The sequence below is a fragment of the Bradyrhizobium sp. 191 genome, assembly GCF_023100985.1.
Lineage (GTDB): Bacteria > Pseudomonadota > Alphaproteobacteria > Rhizobiales > Xanthobacteraceae > Bradyrhizobium > Bradyrhizobium diversitatis.
The window spans coordinates 2,461,917-2,480,587 of sequence record NZ_CP064692.1 but is presented as its reverse complement, the minus strand read 5'-3'; the positions used below and the strand labels follow the sequence as shown (position 1 = coordinate 2,480,587).

Genomic DNA, 18,671 nt, shown 5'->3' with positions numbered 1-18,671 from the left:
ATGCTCAAACGACAACCTGGAGCGCGATGACGATTCATCCTGATCACATCGCTTTTTAGGTCGCGCTATGGCCCGATGTGATGAACCTTGGCACGCAACGCGGCGACTAACTCTTGTCGGGATTTTACTCTCACCCTCCCGGGGCTGGAAGGACGCCGCCTGCGCTTTATTTCAAGCGGGCGGCGTTTTTGCGTGCGTCGGCAGCCGCCCGATGCGACGTCTGGAGGCTGAAAGCGATTTCATGCGGCTTTCGAGGAACGCCGCTTGGAGATCGGCTTTAAGCTCAATCACCTTTTCGGATTCCTGGGCTGCTATGGGTGACTGAGAGCTCGTTGCTCCCGCCTGCAAGCCGCGGGATGCACATGTGCAACAAGTGCGACCAGATCGACAATGAGATCGAACAGTTCCGCCGATTGATATCGCCGGGAATGGACGCTCTCAGCCTTTCGATGATCCGATGCGCCATCGAATTGCTGGAGGCTGACAGGGCGGCCGTTGATTGCAGCGGCAGTCTGCACCAGCCAGCGCGCCGGAGTTCGCGACCGTCTTAGATTGCCCTGTTGCGAAGCAGGCACGCGCGCTTCCGGCGCCGAAGGCGCGGATCAGATGGCCCATCGCCTATGCAGCTCTGATGGATCAGTTGGTGGATCCTGGCTGAACAACGAGGCGCTCACCGTCACGTCGGCTGTCAGTGGTGAACCGGACGCGGCGCTGACTTCGCCTCGACTACCGCTGACCCAAAGCGAAAGTTCCGCTCGGTTCGAACACCTCGAGCGAGCCACACGCTCACGGTATGATTCGCTTCTCTCGCAGAGTCGTGAACAGGTCGAAAAAACTTTCGTCCGTCGCCTGATAGTCGAGGAATCCGAGCCGACGACTCTTGCCCATGTCGGTGACAACCTCGATCGGCCGGCCGAGGTCCCCATCGGTGTGCCACGCAGACGCCAGTCGGTTGAGATCCGGTTCTGCCAAATGATGCTTCCGGGCGATGTCGGACCAGATCGGGGGAGCGTCGCTCATCTGTCGCTCAAGCGGAAGGCGCTCGCTCGGAAACGCTGCTGGCTGCAGTCCGAACCAGGCTGCCAGGCGCCCCCACATCCACTTCCAACGGAACACGTCCCCGTTGACGACATTGAAAGCCTGATTGCGGGCAGCCTCTGTCGTGGCCGCCCATTCCAGATGTCTGGCCAACAGTCTGGCGTCCGTCATGTCCGTTAGCGCGTTCCACTGAGTTGCGGAGCCTGGAAACAGAAAAGGCCGTCCGATCTCGCGGCAGATCGTGGCATACGCAGCGAGCGTCGTGCCCATGTTCATGGCATTCCCGACGGCATAGCCTATGATCGTATGTGGCCGGTGAATGCTCCAGCTGAAGCCGTCTCGTTTCGCCGCCGCGAACACCGCATCTTCCTGGGCATAATAGAAATTCTCAGTGTCGAGCCGAGGCTGGTCCTCTCGAAACGGCGTGGCGATCAAGCTGCTTTGACCATAGGATTCGAACGGCCCGAGATAGTGCTTGAGGCCGGTTACGAGTGCGACGTGCCTGACCGACCCGGCAGATGACAATGCATCCAGCAAGTTGCGTACCATCGCAGAGTTGATCAGGATATTCTCTGCCTCCGTTTTCTGTCGAAGCCACGTGGTGAAGAAAACATGCGTGGGATGCAGATCGCGCAGCGCCGATCCGAGCGACGCTGGATCCAACAGATCAGCGGCGATCGGCAACATACCCGCGATATCAATTCCTGGCCTGCGCGCCAGCCCGGACACTGACCACCCGCGCTCCAGGAGATGTCGGGCAAGGTTGTTGCCCACTATGCCGGTTGCTCCTGCGACAAGTGCGGAACGTTCCATCTTCGGACCCTTTGCGATCCATTCGAGATGGGGCGCCGATGAAGCGCGAGCAATCCAAATCCCTGTTTCGTGATGTTGCGAGTTGGTCCGGTTTTGGCCCGTGGCCGATCTTGGTCGACGCGCGGCGAGGCCTGCGTCCTGAAGGTGACCCGAACCGCGTCAGGCTAGGAGCTCATGACCCGAAGCAGACTTCGATCTCTTACTGACTGCTCTCACGAGGTTCGTTTCCCTAAGCGATAAAGCAGCACCTCATGAAATTTGATCTGCTGCTCGTGACGAAAAATCTGCAGGAAAAACGAAATGGCTTCGAAAGTAAGCTTGACGGCAAACACAGTTTTGAAGGGTTGATGCGCAGTTCTTCTTAGTTGTGCAAGCTTAGCGAGCTTGCCGCCGCGGAAGCCGTTATTGTAAGACCGGTCGTACCATACCGCGGCTCTCAATTGGTCCAAACGCCCGTCACGTGACTGATAGTGCGTAGCGAGCCAAAATTGCGCGTTCCAGTTGCCTTTGACGGCAAGCTTACGAAGTTCACGTACCCCCTCCGGCACGCCGCGAAGCTGAAGGAAACGGGCGCGATGCAAAACACCGTTCTCCTGACCGGATGAGGCGGCTCGATCAAACCAGTCCCACGCCGTCACGAAATCTAGGTCAACGGCATCGCCTCGGGCATACTCCCAGGCGAGGGCCAACTGAGCATCAACGTCACCGGATGTTGCCGCAGCGGTCCATTCAGGAATTTTCCTACGCCGTTTAGCGCAATCGTCGGCGCGGCTCGGTAATGCAAGTCGCATCGTTTTAAGAATACCCCTGCGATTCTCGAATTTCTCACATACCGAAATTAAGGAAACATCACTCCTTAGCCAACAAAGCGACGCATGTCGGCTTCTGACCCTGGCTGTGTGAAAACACTGGACTGCTGTTATGATTCTCCTGTGATTCTTTGGGGGAATCGATGAGGCGCTTCGTTGAAGAGGCGGATCGTGGGCAGCGGACGCTGTTGCCCGAATGCCTCGATGACTTCATTGACGAGAGCAACCCAGTTCGCGTGATCGACGTATTTGTCGATGCGCTCGGTTTGGCTGAGATGGGCTTTGAGGGTGTGGAGCCGGCGGCCACGGGTCGGCCGTCGCACCATCCCTCGGTGCTCCTTAAGCTTTACATCTACGGCTATCTGAACCGGATACAGTCGAGTCGGCGGCTGGAACGAGAGGCCGGGCGCAATGTCGAGGTGATGTGGCTGCTGGGTCGGCTCGCTCCCGATCACAAGACGATTGCGGACTTCCGGAAGGACAACGGCCTGGCGCCGCGCAAGGTATGTGCGCGCTTCGTCGAACTCTGCCGAGACATTGGTCTGCTGGCGACGGCGAGCGTCGCCATCGATGGCAGCAAGTTCAAGGCCGTGAACAACCGGGACAGGAACTTCACGCGCGCGAAGATGGAGCGACGGCGTGCTCAGTTGGAGGAGAGCGTCGCGCGCTATCTGAGCCAACTTGACACGGCCGACCGCCAGGAGCCGACGGAGGCGCTGGCCACGAAGGTGACGAGGCTTACCGAGAAGCTGACAAAGCTGAAGGAGGAAATGGGCAAGCTTGCCGTCTACGAGAAGCAAATGCTTGCTTCGCCTGACCAGCAAATCTCGCTGACCGACCCCGACAGCCGCTCGATGGCAACGAGCGGCCGCGGCTCTGGCGTTGTTGGCTACAACGTACAGGTCGCCGTAGACACCGAGCACCATCTGATTGTGACGCATGAGGTGACGAACAGCGGCTCGGATCGGGCACAACTTGCCAATATGGCCAAGCAGGCGAAGGCTGTTCTCAAGACCGAGACGCTCGAAGCGGTAGCCGATCGCGGCTACTTCAACAGCCCAGAGATCCTCGCGTGCCACGAAGCAGGCATCACAGTAACTCTGCCCAAACCGCTAACGTCCGGCGCTAAGGCAGACGGACGCTTCGGTAAACAGGACTTTGCCTATTTGCCAGAGGAGGACGCCTATCGCTGCCCGGCCGGGGAGCGGCTGTCATATCGCTATACGAATGAAGAAGACGGCAAGGTGCTGCGGCGCTACTGGACGACGGCCTGTCAAAGCTGTTCGCTCAAGACCCAATGCACGCCTGGGTCAGAACGGCGGCTTACGCGATGGGAGCATGAGCATCTGCTCGAGGCTGTGCAGCATCGCCTTGATGCAAACCCGCACGCCATGCGTCAGCGTCGCGAAACAGTCGAACATCCGTTCGGCACCATGAAAGCCCGCATGGGAGCGACACACTTCCTGACCAAAACGCTTCCGAAAGTGGCGGCCGAAATGGCGCTCTCCGTCCTGGCCTACAATCTGACACGGGTCATGAACATCGTCGGGGTCAAGCCGCTGATGGCTGCGATCGCGGCCTGACACCAAGCGATCATGACTTCCGCTCGACTGCCTAGCGACCGGCGTTTTTACACGACCAAGACCCCGAGCGGACTTCAGCGCCTGCGAACCAGGCCTCGCTTCGCACGTTTCCCAAGCCATACGCTGTGTCGAACAAATCCACAGACGGTGAGCAGGATGATGAGAAGGCCAATCTCCCAACGACCGGCGGCAAATAGAGCGATGCAAATCAGATAGACCAAGAAAAACAGGACCGTCCAAGCCAGGGCAAACCCAAGATAGGTCCGTCCGGTCGGGATGTTGCTTTTTTTATCCGCCATGACCAAGCACAGCATTCGATCATCTTTCCCGGCCAGAACCTCGTTCAACGCGCCGCTCTCGCCTTCATCAAGACAAACAGGTGAGAAATGGCGGCGGCCAGCGAGAAAATGATTATCCCCAATTCAACCCCGTGCACATGCTGCGGCGCATATGTTGAAGCCAGCCAAATGAAGAGCCGGACGGCCGCCATGAAGGCAATCATCCCCCACATAGTGAGCCATTTTGGGGCGTACCAAGTTGGCTCGCCGTTGGGACCCCATTGCATAGCAATGCGCTCGCTCGCGATCCGCGGGCCAAGATAAAGGTTTGCCCCGACGACGACCGCGATAGCGAAGCCAAAGACGTAGTCTGCTGGCACCATGTTTTCCGCCTTCCAAACACCAGCCCGAGATTATCCAAAGGCGGGGAAGCAATCCATTCTTGTTAAGATGGAACCGTTCGCGTCTACTTCCTTATGGTTGCTGGTAGATTGACTGGATGTTACGACCGCTTCTGGGCCCCAAAGCGGACGTCGGCCCAATTCGGGCAACGAAGCTTTTGGGCGCCGCCATGCGCCGGCCGATTTCACTTGGCCCGAAACCGCGTCGCCACCAGCGGGGAGTAAAGGTTCGAGGTCGCGTCCATCCGCTCGCACTCGTCAACCGCGTTCCAGAACGTCTCCTCGCACTTCTTCGGCGCGCCGGCGACCTGCTTCCAGGTGACCACGAGCGTCCTCGGCGAGGTGCGAACCCAAGTGCCGGTGTTGTGTACCTTTGTCTTGGCGGGCGTCTCGGTATTGGACGGCGGCGTCTTGCTCGACATCGCGACCCCATTGTCGCCGAGGTAGTAGTACCATGTGCCGCCGTCCCACACGCGCCACCAGCCCGTCGGCCACGGCAGCGGGTATTTCTTGACCACTCCGTCCGATGCGAGAACGAGTTCTTTTGGATTTGATTCCAGCCGCCTTCCTATGGTTTTTGGGTCGCGCACATACATTGGGTCTACGCGGCCCATTGGACCCGTGCGCCGAAGATTCAACATTGTCACCAACATCGACTGATTGGGGCCAACGGCGGGATCATGGTAGAAGACATCCTTCTCCAGGACTCCGACGATGACCGACACGTGAAGGCCGCGACTTGGGGCCCACCAATTGACCATGATCGGCCCGCTATTGGTCAGCACCGCGTCGAAATCGTCGGGCGTGGTCAACCGCGTCGTGACCGGAAGCAATCTTTCATTTTTGAGGAAGATGCTTAACTCCTTCCCCGCCATCGGCAGCCCCTTGTGAGTGCCGTCCGGGTTGTCGAGCTCCGGCACCTCCTTGCGTGAGGAATAGGGCCCCCCGTAATAGACGCTTATCATTCGTGCGGATGCGTACCAACAACCTGTGGGATCATCGATCTTGGGCCCGCTTGGGCCGGCGTTTTGGGAGAAAAACGGCACGGGGCGGTCCAACGGCATGATCGGCCCTCCTGTTTCCGCAATGCTCAATAATACTCGTTCAACCTAGAGATGCTACCCCGGTACAGGCGAATAGCTCCCGGTGACCTGCCTTGTTGGGTGCGGCGTGGGCATCTCCGCGCTGGAACCGTCCTATTCAACTGTTCAAGTCGTCGTTTGAAGTCAGCTCGTGTGCCCTCCTGCGACATCCAGCGATGTCCTCTGCTGCACTGCTGTTGGCAGAGAAGCGGAGATCGAGAGCGTCGCAGCGGAACGCTCCGATCCAACGAGGACGCAGTGTCAGGCGAGCCTACTCCTCGTCCTCCTCTTCATCTTCATCCTCTTCCACCTGCACGAGCACGGCCAGCGGCAGCGTCTCGCGGAACAGGTCGCCTTCCATGCCCATCCACAGGCACAGCACCTCGTCCGTCTTCGCCTCCGCGACGGTCAGCGGCTGGCCGCCGGATTTCAGCATCACCACGTCGCCGGCTTTCAATTCCATGGATTGTCCTTTCGGGTTGATCGGCCGTGAGGCTAGCAGGCCGTCATGACATGCCGATCACGCCGGCTGCGCGTTCCGGGAAATTCGGCAGGCGCGTTGCGCTACGGTCTCAGGCTCGCGCGCTGGTGATCGGCGGGTTCGGCTGGCACTGGTTGCTGATGCGGCTCACGCAGAATCCTGTCCATCACAAGCCCGCGACGATGACATCATACCCCTGTTTTGCCCGACGGGTCAAAGCGGATTTCGCAAAATCCGGAAATCCTTGATTTTGCAGCAGCCGGCTACTGTGCATGGGGTTGTTTTCGCAGTTTTTGTTTTGCCGGGTTACGCCTGGTCAGGCAGCAGCTCGCCGAGCGAGCGGATGATGCGGTCGGGCTTGACCGTCGAGCCTTCGGGCAGGCCGTCGCCATGCACGTCCATCCAGATCGAGTAGATGCCGAGACGCTGCGGCGTCACGACTTCCCATTCCAGGTTGTCGCCGATCATCCAGGTCTCCTCGGCGGTGACGCCGAGCGCCTGCATGGCGTGCAGATAGGCGCGCTCCTCGGGCTTGCCGAAGCCGTGCTCGCCTTCGATCTGGATGTGGTGGAAGCGGTGCGCCAGCTCGAACCGCTCGACCTTGGCGCGCTGCATGTCCGCGGCGCCGTTGGTGACCAGCGCGAGCTTGATGCCGAGCGCCTTGAAGCGGTCGATCGCCTCATGCGCACCGGGAAACACGAACATCTCCTCCTCGCGATAGGCGGTGAAGCGGTCGGCGAGGCGAACGGCGAGATCGTCGGGCAGGGCGCGATGGCCGGCCGCCGCAAGCGCGGCAAAGCCGCCCTTGACTGTCAGGTGCCGCGCCTCGGCGAGCTTCATCCGCCACGCCGCTTCCGCGTTCGCCCAGAAGTTTCGCGCGAAAGCCAGCACCGCGGTTGCGACCTTGGCCGGCGGCAGCGGCGCAAGCTCCTCGGCAAACTCGTTCGCGATCGTGTTCCAGGCGATCTCGGGCCGGCCATAGGCCGACAGGATGGTGTCGTCCATGTCGATCAGCATGGCGCGCGGCAGCGGCCTCACGGCGAGCTTCATCGTCGTCATGGCCACTTCACCTCCGGGGGCAGCGACGACAGGATGGAATCCACATTGCCGCCGGTCTTGAGTCCGAAGATGGTGCCGCGGTCGTAGAGCAGGTTGAACTCGACATAGCGGCCGCGCCGGATCAGTTGCTCCTCGCGATCCTCCGCGGTCCAGCCTGTCGCGAAATTGCGCCGCACGATCTCGGGATAGATCTTCAGGAAGGCGCGGCCGACGTCCTGGGTGAAGGCGAGGTCGGCGTCCCAGTCGCCGCTGTCGTGCCAGTCGTAGAAGATGCCGCCGATGCCGCGCGCCTCTTTCCGGTGCGGCAGGTAGAAATATTCGTCGCACCACTTCTTGTACTTGTCGTAATCGGCAACGCCATCCGGCTGCGCGCAGGCCTGTCTCATCGCGGCGTGGAAGGCGATCGTGTCGGCATCCTCCTGCGTCCGCCTTCGCTCCAGCACCGGCGTGAGGTCGGCGCCGCCGCCGAACCAGGCCTTGGTGGTGACGACGAAGCGGGTGTTCATGTGCACGGCGGGCACGTTCGGATTGCGCATATGCGCGATCAGCGAGATGCCGGAGGCCCAGAATTTTGGATCCTCCGCAGCACCGGGGATCTGGGCCCGAAATTCGGGGGCGAACTCGCCATGCACCGTCGAGCAGTGCACGCCGACCTTCTCGAACAGGCGGCCGTGCATGATCGACATCATCCCCCCGCCGCCGGCCGCGCCGGTATGATCGGTGCGCTCCCAGGGCGTGCGCTTGAAGCGGCCGGCTTCGCCGGGATAGAGGCTTGGCGGTGCGTCGTCCTCCAGCCGCTCGAAGCTCGCGCAGATGTCGTCGCGCAATCGCTCGAACCAGGCGCGGGCGCGGGCCTTGCGGTCGTCTATCGTTGAGGCGTCCATCAGCATTCGTGGGGCGCGTCCTATCTGATGCCGAGCGATTTATGCGTCTGCACGCTGAGCCGCCATTGCGGATGGCGCAGACAGTACTCGATCGCGCGCGCGGTGTTCTCGTTCACCTCGGGCCCGTCCATCGGCTGCAGCGAGAAGCGCTCGAAGGCCAAATCCTCGAAAGTCTCCGGCGCGGCCAGCGCCTGGGGATAGACCAGCTTCAACTCGTGGCCCTGGCGCAGGACCAGCTCGCTGCCGCCCTTCGGGCTGACGCAGATCCAGTCGAGGCCATCAGGCGCAGCGATCGTGCCGTTGGTCTCGACGCCGATCTCGAAGCCGCGGGCGTGGAGCGCTTCGATCAGCTCGGCATCGACCTGGAGCAGCGGCTCGCCGCCGGTCAGCACCACGTAGCGATTGCCGCCTGAGGCGGTCCATTGCGCAGCAATGGTGTCCGCGAGTTCCACGGCCGAAGCGTAACGGCCGCCGAGGGTGCCATCGGTGCCGACGAAATCGGTGTCGCAGAACTTGCAGGTCGCGTCGGCGCGGTCGGCCTCGCGGCCGCTCCAGAGATTGCAGCCGGCAAAACGGCAGAACACGGACGCACGCCCGGCATGGGCGCCTTCGCCTTGCAGGGTCAGGAAGATCTCCTTGACCGCGTAACTCAATCGTCTCTCCTCAACCTGTCAGACTTGAACCCTGTCAGACTTGCGGGTTCCGGATCTGCCGCAGCGCCTCGCCTGCGGCCATGGCCGCGCTCATCGCCACATTGAGCGACCGCAGTCCCGCCTCGATCGGGATCACTAGTCGCGCATCGGCGGCCTCGACCACCGCGTCGGTGACGCCGGCGCTCTCGCGTCCGAATAGCAGGATGTCCGACCTCTGGTAATGAAAATCGCGGTAGTCGGTCGCAGCCTTGGTGGTGAACAGCAGCAGCCGGTAGCCGTGTGCGGCGCGCCAGTCCTCGAATTTCGACCAGGAGTCGTGGCGGGTCAGCCGGACATGGTCGAGGTAATCCATTCCCGCCCTGCGGAACAAGCGGTCGGAGACGGGGAAGCCCGCAGGTTCGATGATATGGGCGTCCATGCCCAGACAGGCGCAAAGCCTGAGAATCGTGCCGGTGTTCTGAGCGATGTCAGGCTGAAAAAGCGCTATCTGCATGGGCTGTGTCGGGGGTCGATGCGGGCGGGAATGTCTCAATAAAACATCGCCCGCCCGGGAATTGGTGCATGGCACGCTCCCACGCCGTTAGCGGGCTTGCGCTCGCCCGGCAAGGGTGCCAATAGAACGATTCTGGACTGCTGTTTCACCCGTTTAGAGGTGGACAAGCGAAGTTCTGCCGCCGCGGGGGGCCGCGGGCGCCGGCAGCCTTTCCGGGGACCTCTTGGGCGCCCCTCGGAGCGGTTCCACCGGTAGCACAAGAAGAAAGGGTTGGAATCGTGACGACAGCGTCTTCGGCGGACCATCCGACACGCCGTGATTTCTTATTCGTTGCAACCGGGGCAGCTGCAGCAGTAGGGGGCGCGGCTGCGCTCTGGCCCTTCATCTCCCAAATGAATCCTGACGCCTCGACCATCGCCGCCGGTGCGCCGATCGAGGTCGATCTCAGTCCGATCGCCGAGGGCCAGGACATCAAGGTGTTCTGGCGCGGCAAGCCGATCTACATCAGCCACCGCACCAAGAAGCAGATCGAGGAAGCGCGCGCCGTCAACGTGGCGAGCCTGCCCGATCCGCAGTCCGACGAGGCCCGGGTCAAGTCCGGTCACGATCAGTGGCTGGTCGTGATCGGCATCTGCACCCATCTCGGCTGCATCCCGATCGCTCATGAAGGCAGCTACGACGGGTTCTTCTGCCCCTGCCATGGTTCGGTTTACGATACGTCCGGCCGCATCCGCCAGGGCCCTGCGCCCTCGAACCTGGCAGTGCCGCCGTACCAGTTCGTTTCCGACACCAAAATCCAGATCGGCTGAGCTTCGGACTTTCGTCCGAAGCTTCGCGCCGTCTCGTCGTACTATTTCCTCAGGATCGCATCATGAGCGGACCATCCGACTACCAGCCGAGCAATCCGGCCCTGCAATGGATCGAGCGGCGTCTGCCGATCTTTGGTCTCATCCATTCCTCCTTCGTCGCCTATCCCACCCCGCGCAACCTGAACTATTGGTGGACCTTCGGCGCCATCCTCTCTTTCATGCTGGGGATGCAGATCCTGACCGGCGTGATCCTGGCGATGCATTACACGCCGAACGCCGATCTTGCCTTCAAGTCGGTCGAGCTGATCGTCCGCGACGTGAACTACGGCTGGCTGCTGCGCAACATGCATGCGGTCGGCGCCTCGATGTTCTTCGTCGCCGTCTACGTCCATATGTTTCGCGGCCTCTACTACGGGTCCTACAAGGAGCCGCGCGAGGTGCTGTGGATACTCGGCGTCATCATCTACCTCCTGATGATGGCGACGGGCTTCATGGGCTACGTGCTGCCCTGGGGCCAGATGAGCTTCTGGGGCGCCACCGTCATCACCAACCTGTTCTCCGCCGTTCCCTATGTCGGCGAGAGCATCGTGACTCTGCTGTGGGGTGGCTATTCGGTCGGCAACCCGACGCTGAACCGCTTCTTCTCGCTGCACTATCTGCTGCCCTTCGTGATCGCGGGCGTCGTCGTGCTGCACGTCTGGGCGCTGCACGTCGCCGGTCAGAACAATCCTGACGGCGTCGAGCCGAAGACGGAAAAGGACACGGTGCCGTTCACGCCGCATGCCACCATCAAGGACATGTTCGGCGTTGCCTGCTTCCTGCTGCTGTACGCCTGGTTCATCTTCTACATGCCGAACTATCTCGGCGACGCCGACAACTATATTCCGGCGAACCCGGGCGTGACGCCGCCGCACATCGTGCCGGAATGGTATTACTTGCCGTTCTACGCGATCCTGCGCTCGATTCCGGACAAGCTCGCCGGCGTCATCGCGATGTTCGGGGCGATCATCATCCTGTGCTTCCTGCCCTGGCTCGACAGCGCCAAGACCAGGTCGTCGAAGTACCGTCCGCTCGCCAAGCAGTTCTTCTGGATCTTCGTCGCGGTCTGCATCCTGCTCGGCTATCTCGGTGCGCAGCCGCCGGAAGGCATCTACGTCGTTGCCGGCCGGGTCCTGACGTTCTGCTACTTCGCCTACTTCCTGATCGTGCTGCCGCTGCTCGCGCGCATCGAGAAGCCGCGGCCGGTGCCGAACTCGATCTCGGATGCAGTCCTCGCCAAGACCGGGAGCAGGTCGACGCCGATGGTCTCCACCGCGATCGTGCTGGCGCTCGCCGGTTCGTTGTTCGCTGGCTCGATCGACAGCGCGAAAGCGTCTGAAGGCAGCGATACGCCGCCCGGCAACAAATGGTCGTTCTCGGGCCCTTTCGGGACGTTTGACCGCGGGGCGCTGCAGCGTGGCCTGAAGGTCTACAAGGAGGTCTGCTCCAGTTGCCACGGTTTGTCTTACATCGCCTTCCGCAACCTCGCCGAGGCCGGCGGTCCTGGCTATTCGGTGGCGCAGGCGTCGGCGTTCGCGTCGGAGTACAAGGTCAAGGACGGTCCGAACGATGCGGGTGACATGTTCGAGCGGCCGGGCCGGCCGGCGGACTATTTCCCCTCGCCATTCCCGAACGAGCAGGCCGCGCGTGCCGCGAACGGAGGCGCGGCGCCGCCCGACCTGTCCCTGATCACCAAGGCGCGCTCTTACAAGCGCGGTTTCCCCTGGTTCATTTTCGACGTCTTCACTCAGTACCAGGAGCAGGGGCCTGACTATGTCACCGCGCTGCTCCAGGGCTATGAGGAGAAGGTGCCGGAGGGAGTGACCATCCCGGAGGGCTCCTACTTCAACAGGTACTTCCCGGGCCACGCCATCAAGATGCCGAAGCCGCTCAGCGACGGGCAGGTGACCTATGACGACGGCTCGCCGGCCACGGTCGCCCAGTATGCCAAGGACGTCACCACGTTCCTGATGTGGACGGCCGAGCCGCACATGGAAGCGCGCAAGCGCCTCGGCTTCCAGGTCTTCGTGTTCCTGATCGTCTTCGCGGGCCTGATGTACTTCACCAAGAAGAAGGTCTGGGCCGCCTCGCACTGATCAGTGCAAGACTCGATGAAATGAAAAGCCCCCGTAAGGGGGCTTTTTTGTCGGCCCAACTCTCCGTCATTCCGGGGCGCGCGATAGCGCGAACCCGGAATCTCGAGATTCCGGGTTCGGTGCTGCGCACCGCCCCGGAATGACGGGAGTGTGGATTGCGTCGCACCCGTCTAGACGCCACAATAACCCTCAACCGCTCCCCCAAAAATGCGTCGGAGGACACCATGGGAACCACCATCACGTTCAAGCGCCCGGACGGCAAGGACGCCTCGGGCTATCTCGCCAACGCCGCACGCGGCAACGCGCCGGGCGTGGTCGTGATCCAGGAATGGTGGGGGCTGTCGGACCAGATCAAGGGCCTGTGCGACCGCTTTGCGCTGGCCGGCTTCGACGCGCTGGCGCCCGATCTCTACAAGGGCAAGGTGGTGCCCTATCACGACACCGATTCCGCCAACAAGGAGATGAACTCGCTCGACTTCATGGACGCGACCACGCAGACCGTGCGCGGCGCCACGCAATACCTGTCGCGCAACGGCGCCAAGGTCGGGCTAACCGGCTTCTGCCTCGGCGGCGCCGTGACCATCATCGGCGCGACCAAGATCCCGGAGCTCGCGGCCGGCGTCGTGTTCTACGGCATTCCGCCGGAGCAGGCGGCCAAGCCCGCCGACGTCAAGATCCCGCTCCAGGCCCATTTCGCCAACAAGGACGATTGGTGTACGCCGGAGCTGGTCAACGGCTTCGAAAAGGCCATGAAGGCCGCCGGCAAGTCGCTTGAGCTGTTCCGCTATGACGCCGAGCACGCCTTCGTCAACGAGCAGCGCCAGGCCGTGCACGACCGCGAAGCCGCCGAGCTCGCCTGGGGCAGGGCGACGGAGTTTTTCCGGAAACATTTGGGATGATGCGAAAGAAGGCAGCCGGCATGTCGACCTCGTCTTTCTCGCACCGCCTCGTTGGCCGGATCGTGCGAACGAGCGTGGCCGCTGTCGGCGTGCTCCTGGGGGCGGCGACTCACGCAATGGCGCAGCAGGCTTTCGTGACGCTGCACGGCGATCCCAAGAAGGAGGCCTGGTGGCTCATTGCGGATTTCCATCCGTTCACGACCGAGGTTCGCGGCATTCCGGCGAACCAGATCCGCAAGAACTGGTGCAAGGCGACCGAATTCCGCAAGGACCTCATTCCCAGGGACTTGCTCTTCGAGGACGGCACGGATGCGATGGAGGAGAGTAAACTGTCCTTCGCGATCGAAGGCCAGTTCGACGGGACGGCCACCAGACAGGTCGCGTTGGTCGGCGTCTTCCAGGAATGCGCAGGTCCGAAGGGCAGGTTCATCCTGATCCTGGACCAGCCGACCGTTGGGACGCCGAATATCCGCTTTGTGAGCGCGGTGCGCGAGGACCGTCAATTTGGTGTCTTGCAGAAGGGAAAGGACAGCAGCATCGTCGTCTTGACATGCATGCAGTGCGACGACTTTTCGATCCTGAAATGGGATCGGAAGAAGCGCAAGTTCGGCCGTCAGCCTGACCCCGGCGTGCAATAGTCGGCAACTCGGCTCCCAACAAGCGGCTCTTGACGTCGTCCGTCCGCCATGGTGAGTATCCGCCCATGAGCACCGCCGTCCGCCCAGCCCGTCTCTGGTGGCGCACCTCCTGAAGAGGCGGCCGGTGCGATTTCTTTTCTCAAAATCGTCGAAGGTCGCCCACGCGGTGCGGCGGCCTGATCGTTTGTCCTGTGTGGCGTTCCCTCGGCAAGTCTCGTAAGAGGACCCCATGAACAGGACCGTCTTTGCCCTCCCGGCCCGAAGCGACTATGTGACCCGTGCGGGTCTTGCGATCACGCGCGTGGCGGAGCAGTTTACCGGCGGCGCCAACAGGCTCGACGACCTCGTCAACCTGCTCGACCGCCGCCGCGGCGTGGTGCTGTCCTCGGGCACGACCGTGCCGGGCCGCTATGAGAGCTTCGATCTCGGCTTCTCCGACCCGCCGCTCAAGCTCGAGACCACAGGCGTCAATTTCAAGCTAGAAGCGCTGAACGAACGCGGGCAGGTGCTGATCGCCTTCCTCGGCGACGTGCTGCGCGAGCCCTGCGTGGTGATCTCCGAGAAGTCGGCCACACGCCTTGCCGGCCACATCATCCGCGGCGATGCCCCGGTCGAGGAGGACCAGCGCACGCGGCGCGCCAGCGTGATGTCGCTGGTGCGTGACCTCGTCGCCGCCTTCTCCGCCAATGATGACGGGCTGCTCGGCCTGTTCGGCGCCTTCGCCTACGACCTCGTCTTCCAGATCGAGGATCTCGTGCAGAAGCGCCCACGTGAGGCGGACCAGCGCGACATCGTGCTCTATGTGCCCGATCGCTTGCTGGCCTATGACCGCGCCACCGGGCGCGGCGTGGTGCTCACTTACGACTTCGCCTGGAAGGGCCAATCCACCGAGGGCCTGCCGCGCGAGACCGCCGACAGCCCGTACTTGAAGACGCCGCGCCAGGGCTTCGCCGATCACGCCCCCGGCGAATATCAGGCCACCGTCGAGACCGCGCGCGCGGCCTTTGCCCGCGGCGATCTGTTCGAAGCCGTGCCGGGGCAGCTCTTCGCCGAGCCGTGCGACCGCTCGCCGGCCGAAGTGTTCCAGCGGCTCTGCGTCATCAACCCGTCGCCCTATGGCGCGCTGATGAATCTCGGCGAGGGCGAGTTTCTGGTCTCGGCTTCGCCGGAAATGTTCGTGCGCTCGGACGGTCGCCGGGTCGAGACCTGCCCGATTTCGGGCACGATCGCGCGCGGCGCCGACGCGATCGGCGATGCCGAGCAGATCCGCCAGCTGCTGAACTCGGAGAAGGACGAGTTCGAGCTCAACATGTGCACCGACGTCGACCGCAACGACAAGGCGCGCGTCTGCGTGCCGGGCACGATCAAGGTGCTGGCGCGCCGCCAGATCGAGACCTACTCAAAGCTGTTCCACACCGTCGATCATGTCGAGGGCATGCTGCGCCCCGGCTTCGACGCGCTCGACGCCTTCCTCACCCATGCCTGGGCGGTAACCGTCACAGGCGCGCCAAAGCTCTGGGCGATGCAATTCGTCGAGGATCACGAGCGCTCCCCGCGACGCTGGTATGCGGGGGCGATCGGCGCGGTGAATTTCGACGGCAGCATCAACACCGGCCTCACCATCCGCACCATCCGCATGAAGGATGGGCTTGCCGAGGTGCGCGTCGGCGCCACCTGCCTGTTCGATTCCGATCCTGCCGCGGAGGACCGCGAATGCCAGGTCAAGGCTGCCGCGCTGTTCCAGGCGCTGCGCGGCGATCCGCCAAAGCCGCTGTCGACCTTTGCACCCGATGCCACCGGCTCGGGCAAGCAGGTGCTGCTGATCGACCACGACGACAGCTTCGTGCACATGCTCGCCGACTATTTCCGCCAGGTCGGCGCCAGCGTCACCGTGGTCCGCTATGTGCATGCGCTCGACATGCTCAAGCAGAAGAGGTGGGATTTGCTGGTGCTGTCGCCCGGTCCGGGCAGGCCCGAAGATTTCGGGATCAGGAAGACCATCGATGCGGCGCTGGAGAACAAGCTGCCGGTATTCGGCGTCTGCCTCGGCGTGCAGGCGATCGGTGAATATTTTGGCGGCGAGCTCGGGCAGCTCACCCATCCCGCCCACGGCCGGCCCTCGCGGGTCCAGGTTCGCGGCGGGCGCTTAATGCGCAATTTGCCGAACGAGATCGTCATCGGCCGCTATCACTCGCTCTATGTCGAGCGCGACAGCATGCCGGAGGTGTTGTCCGTCACCGCCAGCACTGAGGACGGCGTCGCCATGGCGCTGGAGCACAAGACCCTGCCGGTCGCCGGCGTGCAATTCCACCCGGAATCGCTGATGTCGCTCGGCGGCGAGGTGGGCTTGCGTATTGTCGAAAATGCGTTCCGGCTGGAAGCGGGGGCGAATTGAGTAAGGACCGTCATTGCGAGGAGCCCGCGACAAAATTGCGAAGCAATTTTGCGCTGGCGACGAAGCAATCCAGACTGCTGCCGCGGAGAAGATCTGGATTGCTTCGCTTCGCTCGCAATGACGGTGGAAAAGCCAGAGCGAGATAACCATGACCTTTGACCACGACATCAAGGCGAGCGTCCGCACCATTCCCGACTATCCCAAACCGGGTATCATGTTCCGCGACATCACGACCCTGCTCGCGGATGCGCGCGCCTTCCGCCGCGCAGTGGACGAGCTCGTCAATCCCTGGGCCGGCAACAAGATCGACAAGGTCGCCGGCATGGAAGCGCGGGGCTTCATCATCGGCGGCGCGGTGGCGCATCAGCTCTCGGCTGGCTTCGTGCCGATCCGCAAGAAGGGCAAGCTGCCGCACACCACCGTGCGCATCGCCTACTCGCTCGAATACGGCATCGACGAGATGGAGATGCATGTCGACGCGATCCAGCCAGGTGAACGCGTCATCCTGGTCGACGACCTCATCGCCACCGGCGGTACTGCGGAAGGCGCGGTGAAGCTGCTGCGCCAGATCGGCGCCAACGTCGTCGCCGCCTGCTTCATCATCGACCTGCCCGAGCTCGGCGGCGCCGCCAAGCTGCGCGCCATGGACCTGCCGGTGCGCACGTTGATGACGTTCGAGGGGCATTGAGCGGGGCGGGCGAGGATACGCCCGGATGGATTGCGATCAGGACCGCTGCAGGATCAGGCTGAGCTCAAGTTCCCGGAAGGCGATGTAGTTCCGCCGGGTCCACTGGTGCAGCTCGGTGGAAGAGTCCTTTTCCTGGCGCAGATAGCCGGTGAAGGAGAAATTCAGCCGGTCGATATAGGTCTTGAGGAAGCCGGGCAGCGCGGGCAGGCGGAACAGCCGGCCGCCTTCCATCGCGGGCGGCAGCTCGCCGCGCACGACATATTCGTTGTCCACGGTGATCAGGTTCATGCGCGGGATCTGCCCGCGCAGCATCTCATGGGCGCGGGCCGAGACGCGGTCGGTGTCGGCGACGAACAGGATCTGCGGTGCGACATGGCGGCGCGCCGCCTCCTTCAGGAGGCCGATCTCCTCGGTCATCTTGAAAAACTCGTCGAAGGCGTGGAAGCCGAGGTCGATGACCTTGGCAACACCGTCATCGAGGATGACGCGGTCCATCAGCTGCATCTTGCCATAGGTGTCGATCACGTCCGCGGTTTCCGTGACCTTCGGCAGATAGTCGAGCAGCGACGGCTCCTTCAGGTTGACGTCGAAGGCCGCCACGTTGCCATTCTTGAGCAGCAGGAATTCGCTCAAAAGCCGCGCCAGCAGGGTCTTGCCGACCTGCGGGCGGGGCGAGCAGATGATGTAGACGGGTGTCGCGGGCATTGACAGCTATATCAGGCCAACTCACCACCCAATCCAGCCGTATCCGCCCGGGCTGCGCAACTATTTTTCGCTGTTGCGGGTCGCCGGCTTCGAACCGACGATGTCGGTCAGCCGGATGCGGTCGAATTCGCTCCAGACATTGGCCAGCCAGTGCCGGACATAGCCGCGCAGCACGAAGGAGTAGTTGGCGGCCTCGTCGTTGATGCCCTTGTTGGCGACGAATTTCAGGAACGGGACGGAGGAGACCTCGACCTGCTCGTAGGCCATTTCGTTGAGCTTTGGGATGGTCAGCTCGGTCGCGTCCTTGATGCGGTGGAAGTAGGAATTGTAGGTCGCCTGGTCCCACTGGAAGAACTGGGTGTCGTTGATGAAGTTCTTGACCAGGAAATATTTCGCGCCGCCCATGAAGCCTGCGGTCTCGGCGATCTCCTCCAGCGAGGCGATCGAGGGGCCCAGGATGTGGAACACCGCAAAGGTGATCTGCCCGGCCTTGGCGGCGTCGAGGAAGCCGATGTCGCGGAGCGAGGCGAGGGCTGGCGAGAGCAGGCCGGCGCGGACGTCGATGACGGTCACCGACGGGCTCACCGCATTGAGCGTGTCGAAGATCTTCATCTGGTCGGCCGTGGTCGTCATGTCGACGATCTCGGTGATGTCAGGGTGGAAGCGCTTCAGGGTTCCGCGCGGGGACTCCGTGTCGAACGCGCGGGTCGGTACGTTGTTGGCCGAGAAATAATCGAGCAAGGTCCGCGACACCGTGGTCTTGCCGACCCCGCCCTTGTCCGCGCCCACCACAACCACTGCCGGCTTTGCCATTGCTGTCCCCTAACG

19 protein-coding genes are annotated in these 18,671 nt (G+C 62.5%); 7 read left to right on the top strand and 12 right to left on the bottom strand.

All coding sequences use genetic code 11. From position 1 onward, the window contains the following. Positions 1-786: 786 nt before the first annotated feature. The gene (locus IVB23_RS11450) at positions 787-1,851 is read right to left on the bottom strand and encodes an SDR family oxidoreductase (RefSeq protein ID WP_247803556.1); all 1,065 of its coding nucleotides are present in this window, start codon (positions 1,849-1,851) and stop codon (positions 787-789) included. Between the two features lie 212 nt (positions 1,852-2,063). Next, positions 2,064-2,540, bottom strand: a complete 477-nt coding sequence (locus IVB23_RS11445) for a hypothetical protein (protein ID WP_247803555.1) — start codon at positions 2,538-2,540, stop codon at positions 2,064-2,066. A gap of 263 nt (positions 2,541-2,803) precedes the next feature. Between IVB23_RS11445 and IVB23_RS11440 the strand changes: the two genes are divergently transcribed. Then, positions 2,804-4,243, top strand: coding sequence for an IS1182 family transposase (locus IVB23_RS11440; RefSeq protein WP_247803554.1), 1,440 nt, complete (start codon positions 2,804-2,806; stop codon positions 4,241-4,243). 74 nt (positions 4,244-4,317) lie between these two features. On the opposite strand, the gene IVB23_RS11435 is transcribed toward IVB23_RS11440, so the two are convergent. The 8 genes from IVB23_RS11435 to IVB23_RS11400 all read right to left on the bottom strand — a co-directional run bounded on the left by IVB23_RS11435 (position 4,318) and on the right by IVB23_RS11400 (position 9,574). After that, positions 4,318-4,590: a hypothetical protein gene (locus IVB23_RS11435; RefSeq protein ID WP_247803553.1), complete on the bottom strand. Its 273-nt coding sequence runs from the start codon at positions 4,588-4,590 to the stop codon at positions 4,318-4,320. After that, on the bottom strand, positions 4,587-4,904 hold the full coding sequence (locus tag IVB23_RS11430; protein ID WP_247803552.1) for a DUF1648 domain-containing protein: 318 nt from the start codon (positions 4,902-4,904) through the stop codon (positions 4,587-4,589). Before IVB23_RS11430 ends, IVB23_RS11435 begins: the two co-directional genes overlap by 4 nt. Positions 4,905-5,107: 203 nt before the next feature. Next, positions 5,108-5,986, bottom strand: coding sequence for a papain-like cysteine protease family protein (locus tag IVB23_RS11425; protein ID WP_247803551.1), 879 nt, complete (start codon positions 5,984-5,986; stop codon positions 5,108-5,110). 289 nt (positions 5,987-6,275) lie between these two features. After that, complete coding sequence (locus tag IVB23_RS11420) at positions 6,276-6,467, bottom strand: DUF2158 domain-containing protein (RefSeq protein WP_247803550.1); 192 nt, start codon at positions 6,465-6,467, stop codon at positions 6,276-6,278. 324 nt (positions 6,468-6,791) lie between these two features. After that, positions 6,792-7,544, bottom strand: coding sequence for an HAD family hydrolase (locus tag IVB23_RS11415; protein ID WP_247803548.1), 753 nt, complete (start codon positions 7,542-7,544; stop codon positions 6,792-6,794). After that, positions 7,541-8,428, bottom strand: a complete 888-nt coding sequence (hemF, locus tag IVB23_RS11410; protein ID WP_247803547.1) for an oxygen-dependent coproporphyrinogen oxidase — start codon at positions 8,426-8,428, stop codon at positions 7,541-7,543. The genes IVB23_RS11415 and hemF overlap by 4 nt, the downstream gene beginning before the upstream one ends. Positions 8,429-8,448: 20 nt before the next feature. Further along, positions 8,449-9,081 carry a 7-carboxy-7-deazaguanine synthase gene (gene queE, locus IVB23_RS11405; protein ID WP_247803545.1) on the bottom strand — a complete coding sequence of 211 codons (633 nt, stop codon included), beginning with the start codon at positions 9,079-9,081 and terminating at the stop codon, positions 8,449-8,451. Positions 9,082-9,115: 34 nt separating this feature from the next. Beyond that, positions 9,116-9,574, bottom strand: coding sequence for a tRNA (cytidine(34)-2'-O)-methyltransferase (locus IVB23_RS11400; protein WP_131867384.1), 459 nt, complete (start codon positions 9,572-9,574; stop codon positions 9,116-9,118). Positions 9,575-9,852: 278 nt separating this feature from the next. On the opposite strand from IVB23_RS11400, the gene petA reads away from it, so the two are divergent. From petA to IVB23_RS11370, 6 genes are all read left to right on the top strand, one after another. Beyond that, positions 9,853-10,383 carry a ubiquinol-cytochrome c reductase iron-sulfur subunit gene (petA, locus tag IVB23_RS11395; protein WP_197968009.1) on the top strand — a complete coding sequence of 177 codons (531 nt, stop codon included), beginning with the start codon at positions 9,853-9,855 and terminating at the stop codon, positions 10,381-10,383. Positions 10,384-10,445: 62 nt separating this feature from the next. After that, positions 10,446-12,518, top strand: a complete 2,073-nt coding sequence (gene fbcH / locus IVB23_RS11390; protein ID WP_061878521.1) for a cytochrome b/c1 — start codon at positions 10,446-10,448, stop codon at positions 12,516-12,518. 224 nt (positions 12,519-12,742) lie between these two features. Beyond that, a complete protein-coding gene (locus IVB23_RS11385) occupies positions 12,743-13,417 on the top strand; it encodes a dienelactone hydrolase family protein (RefSeq protein ID WP_061878520.1) in 675 nt (224 codons plus the stop codon). Positions 13,418-13,437: 20 nt separating this feature from the next. After that, positions 13,438-14,055 carry a hypothetical protein gene (locus IVB23_RS11380; RefSeq protein ID WP_247803544.1) on the top strand — a complete coding sequence of 206 codons (618 nt, stop codon included), beginning with the start codon at positions 13,438-13,440 and terminating at the stop codon, positions 14,053-14,055. Between the two features lie 229 nt (positions 14,056-14,284). Then, a complete protein-coding gene (locus tag IVB23_RS11375) occupies positions 14,285-16,450 on the top strand; it encodes an anthranilate synthase component I (RefSeq protein ID WP_247803543.1) in 2,166 nt (721 codons plus the stop codon). Between the two features lie 148 nt (positions 16,451-16,598). Further along, on the top strand, positions 16,599-17,138 hold the full coding sequence (locus tag IVB23_RS11370; protein WP_247803542.1) for an adenine phosphoribosyltransferase: 540 nt from the start codon (positions 16,599-16,601) through the stop codon (positions 17,136-17,138). 36 nt (positions 17,139-17,174) lie between these two features. Here IVB23_RS11370 and IVB23_RS11365 read toward each other — a convergent pair whose 3' ends face one another. Next, complete coding sequence (locus IVB23_RS11365; protein ID WP_247803541.1) at positions 17,175-17,843, bottom strand: hypothetical protein; 669 nt, start codon at positions 17,841-17,843, stop codon at positions 17,175-17,177. Between the two features lie 60 nt (positions 17,844-17,903). Further along, entirely contained in the window at positions 17,904-18,656 is a 753-nt protein-coding gene (locus IVB23_RS11360) for a hypothetical protein (protein ID WP_028179390.1), read from the bottom strand. Positions 18,657-18,671: the final 15 nt, after the last annotated feature.